The following is a 13,883-nucleotide window of genomic DNA, read 5'->3' as shown; positions in this document are numbered from 1 at the left end:
GGGGTCCCCGCGGGGCGCTGTTGTCCGGTGGGTGGGGGTGGTGCCCCTCCGGGCAGACTCCTCAAAAATGGCGTGTGCACCCGACGACGCACTCGCACCCGGGTCGTACGCCATTTTCTGCGGGGACTGCCCTGCACGTCCCCACCCGCTCTCGCCGGCGTGTGCACACCGGCGAATCGACTGTCGCAGACGCAAGGCGGTGTCCCCACCCGCCCTCGCCAGCGTCTGCACCCGGCGAATCAACCGCCGCAGACGCAGGGCGGCCGGGGCCGGGGGCGTGCAGGGGAGTCCCCGCAGGACGACGAACGGATACCCGGGTCCATCGCGTACCGGCGGAACGTTCGTCGTTTGAGGAGACGCCCCGGAGGGACCCCGGACCCCCACCCACCGGGCAACCGCGCCGCCGGGGCGGGGCACCCGCACCACCAAGCCCGTCCGGCGATTGAGGACAAAGCCCGCACCCCGGAACCCCGCGCCGCCGGCGGGCCACCCGCACCCATCAAGCCCGTCCGGCGATTGAGGACAAAAGCCCTCACCCCGGAAGGCCGCGCCCCGCGACGCACCCGCACCCCGGGCAGGGGCCACAAGCCAGGACACCCCTTGACGCACACCCGCCCCACTCCATAACTTGTCCACGAATGTGAACCCCATCCAAGGACCCGGCGAGCGCAGCCGCCCCCGTACCGAGGAGATCTCCGCATGTCCGCTCACCGCACCGTCCTGCTCACCGGCGCCGCCGGCGGTCTCGGCACCCTCATGCGCGGACTGCTGCCCGCTCACGGATACGAGCTCCGCCTGTTCGACATGTTCCCCATCGAGGGCGAGCCGGACGCGATCACCGCGGACCTCGGCGACAAGGAGGCACTGCGCGAGGCCGTGCGGGGCGTCGACGCGATCATCCACCTTGCGGGCATCTCCCTGGAAGCCTCCTTCGACAAGATCCTCCGGGCGAACATCGAGGGCACCTACAACCTCTACGAGGCCGCCCTCGCGGAGGGCGTGCGGCGCATCGTCTTCGCGTCGTCCAACCACGCCGTCGGCTTCACCCCCCGGCCGCTCCCCGGCGACCCCCTCATCCCCATCGACACCCCGCGCCGCCCGGACACCTTCTACGGCCTCTCCAAGTCCTTCGGCGAGGACCTCGCGCAGCTGTACTGGGACCGGCACGGGCTGGAGACCGTCTCGGTACGCATCGGCTCCTGCTTCCCCGAGCCGACGTCGGTGCGGATGCTGTCCGTCTGGATGAGTCCCGCCGACGGGGCCCGGCTCTTCGACGCCGCGCTCACCGCCGAGAACGTGGGGCACACCGTCGTCCACGGCTCCTCGGACAACACCCGCCTGTGGTGGGACCTGACGAGCGCCCGCTCCCTCGGTTACGAACCGCAGGACGACTCGGAGGAGTACGCGGCAAAGCTCGTCGCCGAACACGGCGAGCTCGACCCCGACAACCCGGACCACGCCCACCTCGGCGGCCACTTCTGCACCAACCCGCCGATCTGGCCGTACTGAGGGGCGCGTCGGCGGGCCCGCGCTGCCGCCGTACGGGCGAAGCCGGCCGAAGGTAAGGGAACGGCAAAGCCGGGTCATTCGTTACCCCGTGCATGACCGCTATGACACCCGGCTCGAACATCCCCCTCTCCGCCCCCCGCGTGGCGGTGGACGTCGCCGCTCCCGTGCGGCTCGACGTATCGGGCCTGCTGCTCACCGCCGACGGCAAGGTGCGCTCCGACGACGACTTCATCTTCTACAACCAGCCCGCGGGCCCGGGTGTGACCTACCGTTCCGGCGGCGGCACCGCACCTGACGCGATCGTGGTGGACACCGCCGCGGTGCCGCCCGGCATCGAGAAGATCGTCGTCACGGCGAGCCCGGACGGAGCGGGTCAGACCTTCCAGGGCATCGAGCCCACCGCCACCGTGCGCAACGCGGACGACGGCAGCGCGCTCGCCACGTTCACCCCGCCCCAGCTGGGCGCCGAGACCGCGCTCGTGGTCATCGAGGTCTACCGCCGGGGCGGCGCCTGGAAGGCCCGCGCGGTCGGCCAGGGCTACGCCGACGGACTGGCCGGCATCGCCACCGACTTCGGCGTCTCGGTCGAGGAGGAGCCCCCCGCCCCCGTCGCCGTCGCGCCACCGGCCCCCGTCGCCGCGCCGGTGGACCCGCGGATCGCCGCTCCCCCGGTGGCGGCCGCACCGCCGGCCCCGCCCGCCGCTCCCCCGGCGCCCGCCGCGCCCCCGGCCGCCGGCAAGATCAACCTCGACAAGGGCCGGGTCAGCCTGCAGAAGAACCAGACGGTTTCGCTGGTCAAGGGCGGCCGCCCACTGCTCTCACAGGTCAAGATGGGCCTCGGCTGGGAGCCCGCGTTCCGCGGGAAGGACATCGACCTCGACGCCTCGGTGATCGCCTACGGCCCCAACCGCAACCACCTGGAGAGCTGCTACTTCGGCAAGCTCTCCATCCTGAACGGCGCCATCAAGCACTCGGGGGACAACCTCACCGGTGAGGGGGCCGGAGACGACGAGGTGATCGTCGTCGACCTGGGCCGGATCCCCCCGGAGGCGACCGGCCTGGTGTTCACGGTCAACTCGTTCACCGGCCAGAAGTTCACCGAGGTGGCCAAGGCCTACTGCCGGCTGATCGACGGAGCGACCGGCGAGGAGCTGGTCCGCTTCGATCTGACCGGCGCCGAGCCGCAGACCGGCGTGATGATGGCGAAGCTGATCAGGCAGTTCTCCGGCGAGTGGGAGATGACGGCGATGGGCGAGTTCGTGAAGTCGCGCACCGTCCGTGGCATGGTCAAGCCCGCCGCCCAGTCCCTGTAGGGGCAGGGACGGAAACGTCTTCAGGGGCACCCGGCTGGCTGCGGGTGCCCCTGAGAGCGGTCGGAAAGAGAGGTACGGCGTACGCGGCGCGTGCTCGTCGCTTCTCTCAGAGCTTGGTCAGCTTGGAGTACGGGCTCAGGATCCTCCCCTGTCGCCCCGAGAAGTCGATGAGCACTGCGTCGTTGTCGCCCTCGACAGCAAGGACTCGGCCGAGTCCGAACTGGTCATGCGACACCCTGTCGCCCACATCGAACAATTCGACCGGTGGGGCCGCCTGGGCCGGGCGGTTGAAGGGACTGGAAGGCAGGTGACGCCGGGATCCGGCTGACTGTTTCATTACCTTGAGTATGCGCCCTGGAAACGCCCGACGCCATGCCCGACCGCTCCTGGGGCCGCACTGATGCCGGATTCGTAATCAGCGGTTCCGCCTCCAGCAGGTGCCCGGGCCCGCGTACGGCCGGGCATCTGCTGGCGGAAAGGGCTTACCCCTCGTGGCGCGACTGGCGCTTCCACGGGCCGGTGATGGCCAGCATGATGCCGGGGGTCTGGATGTTGGCGAAGAGCGTCCTGCCGTCGGGCGAGAAGGTCACACCGGTGAATTCGCTGTACTCGGGCTCCGCCTCCGTACCCGCGTTCAGCTCGTTGCGCGCGATCGGGTAGGTGCGGCCGCTCTCGGTCGCACCGAAGAGGTGCTGGATGCCCTCGCCGTCCTCGGAGATGACCAGACCGCCGTAGGGCGAGACGGTGATGTTGTCCGGGCCGTCGAAGGCGCCGTCCTTGGAGGGGTCGGCGTTGACGCCGAGAAGCACCTTGAGCGTCAGCGTCCGGCGCTTCGGGTCGTAGAACCAGACCTGGCCGTCGTGCGGGACGGGGCTCTCGCCCCGGGCGAAGGAGGAGACGATGTAGGCGCCGCCGTCGCCCCACCACATGCCTTCGAGCTTGCGCGCGCGGGTGATGTCCTTGTCGCCGAACTGCTTGCGTACCGAGACGGTCCTGGCGTCGCGGTCGGGCACGTCGACCCAGTCCACGCCGTACACGGTGCCGATCTTCGTGGCGCGCGAGAGGTCGTCGACGAACTTTCCGCTCTTGTCGAAGCACTTCGTGGCCTGCAGCACACCGGCGTCGTCGGCGAGCGTACGGAGCTTGCCGCGGCCGTGCTTGAAGCCGTGCGGCGGCACCCAGCGGTAGAGCAGTCCGTTCGGACCGGACGCGTCCTCGGTGAGGTAGGCGTGCCCCTGCTTGGGGTCGATGACGACGGCCTCGTGTGCGTAGCGGCCGAACGCCTTGATCGGGCGCGGGTCACGGTTGGCGCGCTTGTCGTACGGGTCGACCTCGAAGACGTAGCCGTGGTCCTTGAGCAGGCCGTTCTTCCCGGCCTTGTCCTCGGTCTCCTCGCACGTCAGCCAGGTGCCCCAGGGGGTGGAGCCGCCTGCGCAGTTCGTGGAGGTACCGGCGATGCCGACCCATTCGGCGGTGCGGCCGTCGCGGCGGGTCTCCACGACGGTGCAGCCGCCGGCCGCGACCGGGTCGTAGACGAGGCCGTCGGTGAGCGGAACCGGGTGCTCCCAGCCGGCCCGGGTGCCGCTCAGCTCGTGGTTGTTCACCAGGAGGGTCACGCCGCGCGCGCCCTCGAAGGCTGCCGTCCCGTCGTGGTTGGAGGGGGTGGACTCGCCGGTCTCCAGCTTGGTGACGCCACTGTGCGTGATGATCTTGTAGGAGAAGCCGGCGGGCAGTGCGAGTATGCCCTTCGGGTCGGGCAGCAGCGGCCCGTAGCCGGGCTCGTGGCTGTGACCGTGTCCGTGTCCGTCGTGACCGTGGCCGTGGTCGTCGTGGCCGTGCTTGGAGTCCCCGGCGGCGAGGGCGCCGGGTGCGGTGGCCAGCGCGGCGACGGTTCCGGTGAGGGCGATGCCGGCACCGGTGAGGGCGGACTGTCTGGTGAATTCCCTGCGCGTGAAGGCCATCACGTACTCCTGGTGCAGCTGGGGCGGGTTGTTGGCCCGATCACCGTCCCGCCCCTGCGCCAACATCAGTTGAACTGAGGACGACTTCGAGGGAATCCCTTCCGTGAACATCCTCGGTGGCGGGGTCTGTCCGCCCCCGCCCCGCACCCGGCCTCAGCTGCCCGAACCGCCCCGGGAGCGGGCCTTGAACGCGGCCTTGCGGGCATCCTTCGCCTGCTTCTTGTCGCTGTGCAGCCGCCCCATCGCCTCAAGGACGTCCGCCGTCGCCGGGTGGTCCACCCGCCACGCCTCGTCGAAGAAGCCGCTGTGCTGGCCTGAGAGCCCCTCGACCAGGCCCTGGAGCTCCTCGAGATCGCCGTCCGCCTCCAACTGCGCCGCGATCGTGTCGATGGCGAGCCAGAAGATCATCGCCTCCGAGGGGGGCGGTACGTCGGTGGCGCCCCGCTCGGCGAGCCAGACCCGGGCGAGTCCGCCCAGCTCCGCATCGCCCAGCACCGCACGCACCGCGGGCTCGGCGTCCGCGCCGACGAGGGCGAGCGCCTGCTGGCAGTGCAGCCGGCGCAGGGGTGCCTGCGGGTCCTCGCCGCGTGCGGCGTCCAGGAGCTCCCCGGCCGCCCCGTCGGCGCCGTGCCGCGCAAGCCACAGCTCGATCTCGCCGCGGGCCGCCGCCTCGGGGTAGTACGCGATGCCGCCGAGCAGCACATCGGCGCCCTTGCCTGCCAGATCACCGATGGCCGGGGCGTCCACACCGGCGTCCAGCATCCGGGCCCGGATCCCGTAGACGCCGAGAGGGGTCAGCTTCACCATGCCGTACCGGGTGACGTCGTCGTCGTCCGCCGGAGGCACGGCCTCCTCGCCCTCCTCGGCCAGCAACGCCTCGTCCACCGGCCGGTACTCGACGATGCCGATGGGTTCGAGGACCCGGAACTGGTCGTCGAGGCGCATCATCGCGTCCGACACCTGTTCCAGGATGTCGTCGGTGGGCTCACCCATGTCGTCGGGGACGATCATCGAGGCGGCCAGCGCGGGCAGCGGCACGGCCTCGCCCTCCGCGCCCTCGCCGACCGTGAGCAGATAGAGGTTGCCGAGCACCCCGTCGAGGAATTCCGCCTCGGTCTCCGGGTCCCAGTCCAGGGCGTCGAAGTCGACGGACCCGTCCTCGCCGACGAGGTCGGCGAAGTCGTCGAAGACCGGGGCGGTGGCGTCGGCGTGAGCGGCCTCCAGGCCGTCGAGCCAGATCGACAGGACGTCCTGGGGGGAACCGGCGGTCAGCAGTGCCAGGTTCTCCCCCGCGGTGACCGTTCCCTCCGCCTCACCGTCGAAGCCCTCCTCGTCGAGATCCGCGTCCGCGGCCGGCTCCGTCGCCGGGTCCTCGACCTCGACCAGGCCGGTGTCGACCGCCAGGCGCCAGGCCTCGCTGGCTTCCGCCGCACCGTCCTCGTCCGCGGCGAGACCGAGGTGCTCGGCCGCCGCCGGCAGCTGTGCGTCGACGAGTTCGCCGCCGGCGCCGACGCGGGTGTCGGGGCCGGCCCAGCGGGCGAGCCGGACGGCGCGGGCGAGCAGCGGCGCGGCGAGCGCGTCCCGTGCCAGCTCCGCCTCGGTGTGCAGCCTTACCGGCGGCAGGGTGGGGCGCTCTGCGGACATCAGGGATTCTCCTCGAAAACGTGCGGGCATACGCGTCGCCGGGGCCACAGCTCCGGGCGCGTACGGGGTCAGGCGGCCCAAGCCTAGACGCATTGCACCCGGTGCCGCCCGGCGCTCGGGACAGAAGGAGGCCCGCTGCCCGCCCGGGCCGGACAACTGATCTCCGTACACGAGGGATTGCCGCACGCGGAGGATCGCCGCTCCCTCGTCGTCCTGCTGTCAGTCCTCCTCGGGGCGCAGGCTGAGCGCCGGGGTGTAGCGGCGCACGCCACCGCCGGTGACGCCCGGATAGGTCTGCACCCGTTCCCACTGCGGTGTCCGCGACCCGATGCCGCTCCCGGGCGCGGCCAGTGCGTCGATGTGGGCCTGGGCGCTCTCCCACTCCGCGTAGTTGAGGACCCGGGTCCCGTCGGTGCTCACATGGAAGTGGCCGGCGAGGCCGCCGGGCGCCGGCGCCGGATCCGTACCCAACGCTTCGAACACGCCGTCCACCCAGTCGCGTTGGCGGGCCTTGTCCGCCCCGTCGAACTCGACGTCGACCACCACGACACAGCCGGGCTCCCGGCCGCCGGGCGAGGAGGACCGATAGAGCTCGTAGGTGTGCGGTCCGAGCCGTTCGATGCCCGGCACGGCCGCGTCGATCTCGGCAGTGCGCACCTCCCTGCCGTCCCGGACGAAGTCCGCATAGCCCTCTTCACCGGTCCACTGCGAGTAGTGGAAGAGCGTTCTGCCGTCCTCCCCCGTGTACACGCTGTACGAGAGCAGGCCCGGGTGCGGCCATCGCCTGGCCCCCCACGCGGCGCGGATGGCCTCGACAGCCTGCTGCCGGCGCTCCGGCGTACCGACGTCCCAGGTACCGGCCCTGACGAGTCCCGCATCCGCACGGGTGACATCGGGCCGGGACACGAACTCCACTGTCATGGCTGCTCCCCTCACCGGCGCACCCTTGCGGTGCGCCCGTGACAGCCACCCTGATACGTCAAGCGCACTTGAGGTCAACCGCGGCTCGCGTACCTCTCGTCACGCTGACGAATCGGACAACGAACGGAGTACCGCATGACGCTGCGGGTCGAGGAGATCACGCGCGAGCAGCACTTGGCGTTCGTCGCCGGCCGGGGCTCGGCGAGCCATATGCAGGTCCCGTCGTGGGGAGAGGTGAAACCCGACTGGCGCGCGGAGAGCATCGGCTGGCTGGACGAGGAGGGTCTGATCGCCGGTGCGGGGCTGGTGCTGTACCGCCCGGTCCCCGGACTGAAGCGGTCTCTGGCCTATCTGCCGGAGGGCCCTGTCATCCCGTGGCACGAGGGCGATCTGCGGCCCTGGCTCGATCCGCTGGTGGCCCACGCCAAGGCGCGGGGCGCGTTCACCGTACGGATGGGCCCACCCGTGATCGCCCGCCGCTGGGAGGCGCCGACGGTCAAGGAGGCCATCGCGGACCCGGCCGCGGGCCGGCTGCGCGACGTCGAGGCGGATGTGACGGAGCCCGGGGCCGCCGAGGTCGTGGAGCAGCTGCGCCGGCTGGGCTGGCAGCAGGGCGCGGACGGGGACACCGACGGCTTCAGCGCCGGGCAGCCGCGTTACGTGTTCCAGGTGCCGTTCGCGGGACGGTCGCTGGAGGAGATCCGGGACGGCCTGAACCAGCAGTGGCGGCGCAACATCAAGAAGGCGGAGAAGGCGGGCGTGAAGGTCGTCGAGGGCGGCCTCGACGACCTTCCGGCCTTCTACGAGCTGTACCGGGAGACCGCCGAGCGGGATCGCTTCGTCCCTCGGCCGCTCGGCTACTTCCAGCGCATGTGGACCGCGCTGCGGGCCGAGGACCCGGGCCGGATGCGGCTCTACCTCGCCCACCACGACGGGGAGGTGCTCGCCGCGGCCACGATGCTGAGCGTGGGGACCCATGTCTGGTACTCGTACGGTGCCTCGACCAGCCGTCGGCGCGAGGTGCAGCCCAGCAACGCGATCCAATGGCGGATGATGAGCGACGCCCATGAGCGGGGCGCCGCGGTGTACGACCTGCGCGGCATCACCGACACCCTCGACGAGGGCAACCACCTGCTGGGCCTGCTGCGGTTCAAGGCGGGCACCGGCGGGCGGGCCGCCGAGTACATCGGCGAGTGGGACTACCCCGTCAGCAAGCTGCTGCACAAGGCGTTCGGCCTGTACATGGCCCGCCGCTGAGGCGGGCCGGGGCTCGTTCCCGAGCCGGTCATCCGGGCGTCGCGGTCCGCCAGCCCGTCATGTTGAACTCGTCGAGCAGCCGGACGTCGCTGCCCTCCAGCGGGAAGGTGCGCGGCTCCAGGCCGGGGGCCGGGGCGATCTCCAGCGCGTCGCCCTCGATCAGGTCGCCGCCGGTCGGGGTGGAGACCCAGACGAGGAGCGAGCGCATGGTTTTCCCGGGCGCCAGCATGACCTCTTCGGGCCCCTTGTCGTTCCCGAAGTACGACGAGCCCGGGTTGACCTTGACCGGGAGCGCGTCGCCGTTCTCGTCGACGGCCTGCACCGAGGGGTAGCCGTCGACCCGGTGGGGCTCACTGCCGCAGTTGGTCAGGGTCAGCCCCACGGCCCGGTGCCCGAGAGCGGCCTCCACGGGACCCATGTCCACGACGAGGCCGGAGGCGGGGCACCCTCCGGTCGCGGTCGGCGTGGGGGTCGGGCGGACGGCGGGCGGGGTCCCGATGTCCGGGGGAGACGGTGTCGTGGCCCGCACCCCTCCGGTGGAGGTACGCGAAGGGCTCGGCCCCGGCTCCCCCTCCCCGGCCGGTACGAGGAATCCCGCGCACCCCGACAGACCGAGGGTGCCGGCGAGGACGAGGGCCGCCGCCGAGACCGGTCCACGTATATCTGTGATCGCCTTCGCCCGCATCCTCATGCACCCCGCCCGCATCGCCCCGCCCGCACGTGCGGCCGATCATGCCAGACCACAGCGACAGTTGAGCATTACTTCACCTTCACCCGGAGAAGAACTAAGTGGACCTTCACGGTCCGGCGGTCGACACTTCCGACATGACGCCGCCCGCATCCACCCGCCCCCGCCCCTTCGGCCGCACGCTCTGCGCCATGGTCACGCCGTTCACCACCGCAGGCGCCCTCGATCCGGACGCCGCGGCCGCCCATGCCGCGGCGCTCGTCGCCGCAGGCTGCGACGGACTGGTGCTCAGCGGCACCACCGGCGAGTCCCCGACCACCTCCGACGCCGAGAAGACGGCCCTGGTGCGTGCGGTCCGGGAAGCGGTCGGCCCTGACGTGTCACTGGTCGCGGGCGTCGGCACCTCCGACACCCGGCACACCGTGGAACTGGCCGGACAGGCGGAACAGGCGGGCGCCGACGGCCTGCTGGTCGTCACCCCGTACTACAGCCGCCCCCCGCAGGCGGCCGTCGAGGCTCACTTCCTGCGCGTCGCCGAGTCGGCCGGTCTCCCGCTGATGCTGTACGACATCCCGGGCCGCACCGGCACCCGCATCGAGCCGGAGACGCTGCTGCGGCTGGCGGAGCACCCGCGCATCGTGGCGGTGAAGGACTGTTCGTACGACCTGCTGGGGGCGACCCGGGTGCTCGCCGCCACCGCGCTCGCGTACTACTCGGGCTGCGAGGAGCTGAATCTGCCGCTGTACGCGCTGGGAGGCGCCGGTTACGTCAGCACGGTGGCCAATGTGGCGCCCCGTCCGCTGCGGGCCGTGCTGGACGCCTTCGACGCCGGGGACACGGCCGGTGCCGCCCGACTGAACGGCCTCCTGGCCCCGCTCACGGAGCTGATGATGGCGTCCGGGCTGCCGGGCACGGTGACGGCGAAGGCCCTGCTGGACGCGGGCCCGGTCCGCGAACCGCTGCAGCCCGCCGGGCGCGAGGCGGCCGACGGGCTGCGAAGGGCGTACGAGGAACTCCTCGCCGCCGGTTAGTCGTTGCTGTGCAGGACGTCGTTGAGGCCGCCCCAGACCGCGTTGTTCGGGCGGGCCTCGACGGTGCCGCTCACCGAGTTGCGGCGGAAGAGGATGTTCGAGGCGCCGGAGAGTTCGCGCGCCTTGACGACCTGACCGTCCGGCAGGGTGACCCGGGTACCGGCGGTGACGTACAGACCGGCCTCCACGACGCACTCGTCGCCGAGGGCGATCCCGACACCCGCCTCCGCGCCGACCAGGCAGCGCTCACCGATCACGATGCGCTCCTTGCCGCCGCCCGAGAGCGTGCCCATGGTGGAGGCGCCGCCGCCGATGTCGGAGCCGTTCCCGACGACGACGCCGGCCGAGATGCGGCCCTCGACCATGGAGGTGCCGAGGGTGCCGGCGTTGAAGTTCACGAAGCCCTCGTGCATGACGGTGGTGCCGGCGGCGAGGTGCGCGCCGAGCCGCACCCTGTCGGCGTCTGCGATGCGGACGCCCTTCGGCGCGACGTAGTCCGTCATGCGCGGGAACTTGTCGACCGAGGTGACCTGGAGGTGCAGGCCCTCGGCGCGGGCGTTCAGCCGCACCCTCTCCACGTCGTCGACGGCGACCGGACCCAGCGAGGTCCAGGCCACGTTGGTGAGGAGGCCGAAGAGGCCGTCGAGGTTCTGCCCGTGGGGCTGGACGAGGCGGTGCGAGAGCAGGTGAAGGCGCAGGTAGGCGTCGTGCGCGTCGAGCGGCTTGTCGTCCAGCGAGGCGATGACCGTGCGGACGGCGACGACCTCGACCCCGCGGCGGGCATCCACGCCGATGGCCTTGGCGGCACCCTCACCGAGCAGGTTGACCGCGCGGTCGGGGGTGAGCCGCTCGGTTCCGGCCGGTCCGGGCTCGGCGGTGAGCTCGGGTGCGGGGAACCACGTGTCGAGAACGGAACCGTCACCGGCGATGGTGGCGAGGCCGGCGGCGACGGCGCCGGTGGTACGGGGGGAAGTCGTGTCGGTCATGACCAGAACCTAACCGGCCGGGGGCGGCCCGGGCCAACCGGTCTCAGCGTCCGGGCGTCGCGGACACGTGGGTCCGGAGCAGGCCCGGCGCCTCATGGCGCGGACGCTCCGGTCGCGTTCGGGGGCCATCCCCGTGGGCCCGACGCGGCCGGCGAGCGGCACGGACCCGGAGCCCGGAGGCGCTGCCGTTCCTGTCGGCCACGGCCGTCGGCACCCGGGCGGACACGATGAAGGCGGCTCCCCTCCGCTCCAGGACTCGGCGACCGGGCGGCTCCGGGGCGGTCCGGCGCGCGCAGGGTCCCGACCTCGGTGCGGCGGTGCTCACCGACGACGCCGGCCGCGGGCGCGGGTACGGGGTCACGCGCTGACGCGGCCCAGCATCTCCCGCGCGTACGCCTCGTCATAGACCCCGCCGGTGAGCAGCACCTGCAGACAGATCCCGTCCATCAGCGCGACCAGGGCGCGCGCCGTGGCCGGACCCGCGCGCGGTGCCAGGATCGCGGCCGTGTCATCGCTCCACTCCGCGGCGACGGGACGCAGCGCGGGCCGGCGCAGGGCGGCGAGGTACAGCTCGTACTCCAGTTCCGCCCGGCCGCGACCCGCGCCGAAGAACTCCCCCAGCAGCCGGGCGAGTTCGGTGGCGAGGTCTGCGGCCGGGTCGGCGAGGGCCCGGCTCTCCCGCATGAGCGTGGCGAAGTTCTCGTTCGACCGGCGCAGGGCGGCGATCAGCAGTTCGTCGAGCGAGGAGAAGTGGTACGTCGTCGAGCCGAGGGGCACATCGGCCTCGGCGGCGACGGTGCGGTGGCTGAGGCCGGCGATCCCCTTGGCGCCCACCACCCGGAGCGCCGCGTCGATGATGCGCTCGCGCCGCTCGGGGTCGTACCTGCGCGCCATCAGTGCGCGCCGCCCAGATTGAGGACGACCACACCGGCGATGACCAGGGCGATGCCCGCGGCCTTGACCGGGCTGCCGGACTCACCCATGAACAGCATGCCGATGACAGCGACGGCAGCGGTGCCGATGCCGGCCCAGATCGCGTAGGCCGTGCCCATGGACATGGTCTTGAGGGTCTGGGCGAGCAGCGAGAAGGCCAGCAGATATCCGGCGACGGTGATCAGGGAGGGCCACAGACGGGTGAATCCCTCGCTGTACTTCATGGCAGTCGTCCCGGCCACCTCTGCCGCGATGGCCGCGGCCAGCAGTCCGTATCCCATGTGTACGAGGGTACACATCGTCGCGAGGGAGGCCCTGGGCCGAACGGGTGACGGGGGCGCTACCGTGGTCCGTCCAGTACATGCCAGTTCATGATCGACTGACCGACGGAGCAGCAGTGGCGCAGGACGCATGGTGGGGTGGCAGTGCGTACGGGGGTGCGCCGAACGGGGGGCCCGTGGGGCCGCCCGGGTGGGGCGGCCGGGGCGGTGGCTGGATGCCGCCGAAGCCCGGGGTGATACCCCTGGCCCCGCTGCGGCTGGGAGACGTGTTCAACGGCGCGTTCGCCACGGTGGGCCGTCACGGCAAGCAGTTGCTGGGCGTCGGTGCCGCCGCGTACGGCGGGGCGCTGGCCCTGGTGCTGACCGCCGCCGCGGTCGCGTACTCGGCCGTGGCGGACCACCTGGACCGGATCCTGGCGCTGGGCTCCGACGAGAATCCCCGCGCCGAGGACTGGGTGCCGCTGGTCGTCGCCTTCGGGGCGGTCGCGGTGGTGGGCCTCGTCGCTGCCGTGATCTCCACGGCGCTGATGTACACGGCGGTGCCCGCGGTCCTTCAGGAGGCGGTCCTGGGCCGTCCGACCACCTTCTCCGCCGTCTGGCGGCGGGCCTGGAACCGGATGCCTGCCGTGATCGCGACGGTCATGCTGACCTGGCTGATCGTGCTGGTCCCGATCCTGCTCGCCTGGGCCGGCTTCCTCGCCATCGTGATCGCCGCGGTCAGCACGGACAGCGACGGCGGGCAGGTAGCCGTGATCGTGATCGGTCTCCTGGGCGCCCTGGTGACGGCCCCGCTGGCGACCTGGCTCTGGGTGAAGTTCAGCCTGGCACCCTCCGCGGTCGTCTTCGAGAACCAGGGTCCGATCGCGGCGATGCGCCGCTCGTCGCGGCTGGTGCGCGGGGACTGGTGGCGGATCTTCGGGATCACGCTGCTGGCCGGAGCCGTCGCCGGATTCGCCGGCTATGTGATCCAGATGCCGTTCTCCCTGCTCGGCATGTTCTCCGGCATGCTCGGCACCGTGAACCTGGGCGACGACCCGAACCCGGCCGCGGTCGTCGTCGCCATCGGCGGATACGTGCTGTCGATGCTCGTCGGCCAGTTGGTCTCGCAGCTGGTGGTGGCCACCTTCCCGCCGCTGGTGACCGGGCTGCTGTACGTCGACCGCCGGATCCGCACCGAGAACCTGGGCCCGGTCCTCGCCGAGGCCGCCGCGCTGCCGCCGCAGTACGTGGAGTAGCGGCTCCCCGGAGGCAACGCCCCGCGGCGGCGGATGCTCCTATAGACGTCAAGCTGCAGGAGCAAGGTCGTTTTGGGTGACTTGTTCTGTTGGTGTGACGGTCAGAGCGCGGTAGACCTCGCGG

13 protein-coding genes are annotated in these 13,883 nt (G+C 71.8%); 5 read left to right on the top strand and 8 right to left on the bottom strand.

The window, feature by feature from the left end; all coding sequences use genetic code 11:
* Positions 1-699 precede the first annotated feature (699 nt).
* Positions 700-1,509 carry an NAD(P)-dependent oxidoreductase gene (locus tag ABZ434_RS35310; protein WP_359145943.1) on the top strand — a complete coding sequence of 270 codons (810 nt, stop codon included), beginning with the start codon at positions 700-702 and terminating at the stop codon, positions 1,507-1,509.
* Positions 1,510-1,601: 92 nt separating this feature from the next.
* Positions 1,602-2,822, top strand: coding sequence for a TerD family protein (locus tag ABZ434_RS35305; protein ID WP_359145940.1), 1,221 nt, complete (start codon positions 1,602-1,604; stop codon positions 2,820-2,822).
* A 106-nt stretch (positions 2,823-2,928) separates the two neighbouring features.
* On the opposite strand, the gene ABZ434_RS35300 is transcribed toward ABZ434_RS35305, so the two are convergent.
* The 4 genes from ABZ434_RS35300 to ABZ434_RS35285 form a co-directional block, all read right to left on the bottom strand.
* On the bottom strand, positions 2,929-3,159 hold the full coding sequence (locus ABZ434_RS35300) for a hypothetical protein (protein WP_037711258.1): 231 nt from the start codon (positions 3,157-3,159) through the stop codon (positions 2,929-2,931).
* Positions 3,160-3,304: 145 nt separating this feature from the next.
* Positions 3,305-4,783, bottom strand: a complete 1,479-nt coding sequence (locus tag ABZ434_RS35295) for an alkaline phosphatase PhoX (protein WP_359145946.1) — start codon at positions 4,781-4,783, stop codon at positions 3,305-3,307.
* A gap of 153 nt (positions 4,784-4,936) precedes the next feature.
* On the bottom strand, positions 4,937-6,427 hold the full coding sequence (locus ABZ434_RS35290) for a hypothetical protein (RefSeq protein WP_359145937.1): 1,491 nt from the start codon (positions 6,425-6,427) through the stop codon (positions 4,937-4,939).
* Positions 6,428-6,646: 219 nt separating this feature from the next.
* Positions 6,647-7,348, bottom strand: a complete 702-nt coding sequence (locus tag ABZ434_RS35285; protein ID WP_359145934.1) for an antibiotic biosynthesis monooxygenase — start codon at positions 7,346-7,348, stop codon at positions 6,647-6,649.
* Positions 7,349-7,483: 135 nt separating this feature from the next.
* On the opposite strand from ABZ434_RS35285, the gene ABZ434_RS35280 reads away from it, so the two are divergent.
* On the top strand, positions 7,484-8,605 hold the full coding sequence (locus ABZ434_RS35280) for a peptidoglycan bridge formation glycyltransferase FemA/FemB family protein (protein ID WP_359145931.1): 1,122 nt from the start codon (positions 7,484-7,486) through the stop codon (positions 8,603-8,605).
* A 28-nt stretch (positions 8,606-8,633) separates the two neighbouring features.
* On the opposite strand, the gene ABZ434_RS35275 is transcribed toward ABZ434_RS35280, so the two are convergent.
* Positions 8,634-9,290, bottom strand: coding sequence for a DUF4232 domain-containing protein (locus ABZ434_RS35275; protein WP_359145928.1), 657 nt, complete (start codon positions 9,288-9,290; stop codon positions 8,634-8,636).
* A 140-nt stretch (positions 9,291-9,430) separates the two neighbouring features.
* Between ABZ434_RS35275 and dapA the strand changes: the two genes are divergently transcribed.
* Complete coding sequence (gene dapA, locus ABZ434_RS35270; RefSeq protein ID WP_359145925.1) at positions 9,431-10,324, top strand: 4-hydroxy-tetrahydrodipicolinate synthase; 894 nt, start codon at positions 9,431-9,433, stop codon at positions 10,322-10,324.
* Here dapA and dapD read toward each other — a convergent pair.
* The 3 genes from dapD to ABZ434_RS35255 form a co-directional block, all read right to left on the bottom strand.
* Positions 10,321-11,310 carry a 2,3,4,5-tetrahydropyridine-2,6-dicarboxylate N-succinyltransferase gene (dapD, locus tag ABZ434_RS35265; protein WP_359145922.1) on the bottom strand — a complete coding sequence of 330 codons (990 nt, stop codon included), beginning with the start codon at positions 11,308-11,310 and terminating at the stop codon, positions 10,321-10,323. The genes dapA and dapD overlap by 4 nt on opposite strands.
* Positions 11,311-11,667: 357 nt before the next feature.
* Complete coding sequence (locus ABZ434_RS35260) at positions 11,668-12,204, bottom strand: TetR family transcriptional regulator (RefSeq protein WP_359145919.1); 537 nt, start codon at positions 12,202-12,204, stop codon at positions 11,668-11,670.
* Entirely contained in the window at positions 12,204-12,524 is a 321-nt protein-coding gene (locus tag ABZ434_RS35255; RefSeq protein WP_266777356.1) for a multidrug efflux SMR transporter, read from the bottom strand. Before ABZ434_RS35255 ends, ABZ434_RS35260 begins: the two co-directional genes overlap by 1 nt.
* Positions 12,525-12,739: 215 nt before the next feature.
* Here ABZ434_RS35255 and ABZ434_RS35250 point away from each other — a divergent pair, with 215 nt between their 5' ends.
* Complete coding sequence (locus ABZ434_RS35250) at positions 12,740-13,759, top strand: hypothetical protein (RefSeq protein ID WP_359145915.1); 1,020 nt, start codon at positions 12,740-12,742, stop codon at positions 13,757-13,759.
* Positions 13,760-13,883 lie beyond the last annotated feature (124 nt).

Origin of the sequence: Streptomyces sp. NPDC005761 (genome assembly GCF_040630635.1) — a bacterium.
Taxonomy (GTDB): domain Bacteria; phylum Actinomycetota; class Actinomycetes; order Streptomycetales; family Streptomycetaceae; genus Streptomyces.
This window is presented reverse-complemented; position numbering and strand designations above follow the sequence as displayed.

Bases quoted from the DNA above. Each gene is read 5' to 3' on its own strand.
- ABZ434_RS35280 (WP_359145931.1), top strand. From the start codon at position 7,484: ATGACGCTGCGGGTCGAGGAGATCACGCGCGAGCAGCACTTGGCGTTC.
- ABZ434_RS35250 (WP_359145915.1), top strand. From the start codon at position 12,740: ATGCCGCCGAAGCCCGGGGTGATACCCCTGGCCCCGCTGCGGCTGGGA.
- ABZ434_RS35255 (WP_266777356.1), bottom strand. From the start codon at position 12,524: ATGGGATACGGACTGCTGGCCGCGGCCATCGCGGCAGAGGTGGCCGGG.
- ABZ434_RS35305 (WP_359145940.1), top strand. From the start codon at position 1,602: ATGACCGCTATGACACCCGGCTCGAACATCCCCCTCTCCGCCCCCCGC.
- ABZ434_RS35260 (WP_359145919.1), bottom strand. From the start codon at position 12,204: ATGGCGCGCAGGTACGACCCCGAGCGGCGCGAGCGCATCATCGACGCG.
- dapA (WP_359145925.1), top strand. From the start codon at position 9,431: ATGACGCCGCCCGCATCCACCCGCCCCCGCCCCTTCGGCCGCACGCTC.
- ABZ434_RS35285 (WP_359145934.1), bottom strand. From the start codon at position 7,348: ATGACAGTGGAGTTCGTGTCCCGGCCCGATGTCACCCGTGCGGATGCG.
- ABZ434_RS35290 (WP_359145937.1), bottom strand. From the start codon at position 6,427: ATGTCCGCAGAGCGCCCCACCCTGCCGCCGGTAAGGCTGCACACCGAG.
- ABZ434_RS35300 (WP_037711258.1), bottom strand. From the start codon at position 3,159: ATGAAACAGTCAGCCGGATCCCGGCGTCACCTGCCTTCCAGTCCCTTC.
- ABZ434_RS35310 (WP_359145943.1), top strand. From the start codon at position 700: ATGTCCGCTCACCGCACCGTCCTGCTCACCGGCGCCGCCGGCGGTCTC.
- dapD (WP_359145922.1), bottom strand. From the start codon at position 11,310: ATGACCGACACGACTTCCCCCCGTACCACCGGCGCCGTCGCCGCCGGC.
- ABZ434_RS35275 (WP_359145928.1), bottom strand. From the start codon at position 9,290: ATGCGGGCGAAGGCGATCACAGATATACGTGGACCGGTCTCGGCGGCG.
- ABZ434_RS35295 (WP_359145946.1), bottom strand. From the start codon at position 4,783: ATGGCCTTCACGCGCAGGGAATTCACCAGACAGTCCGCCCTCACCGGT.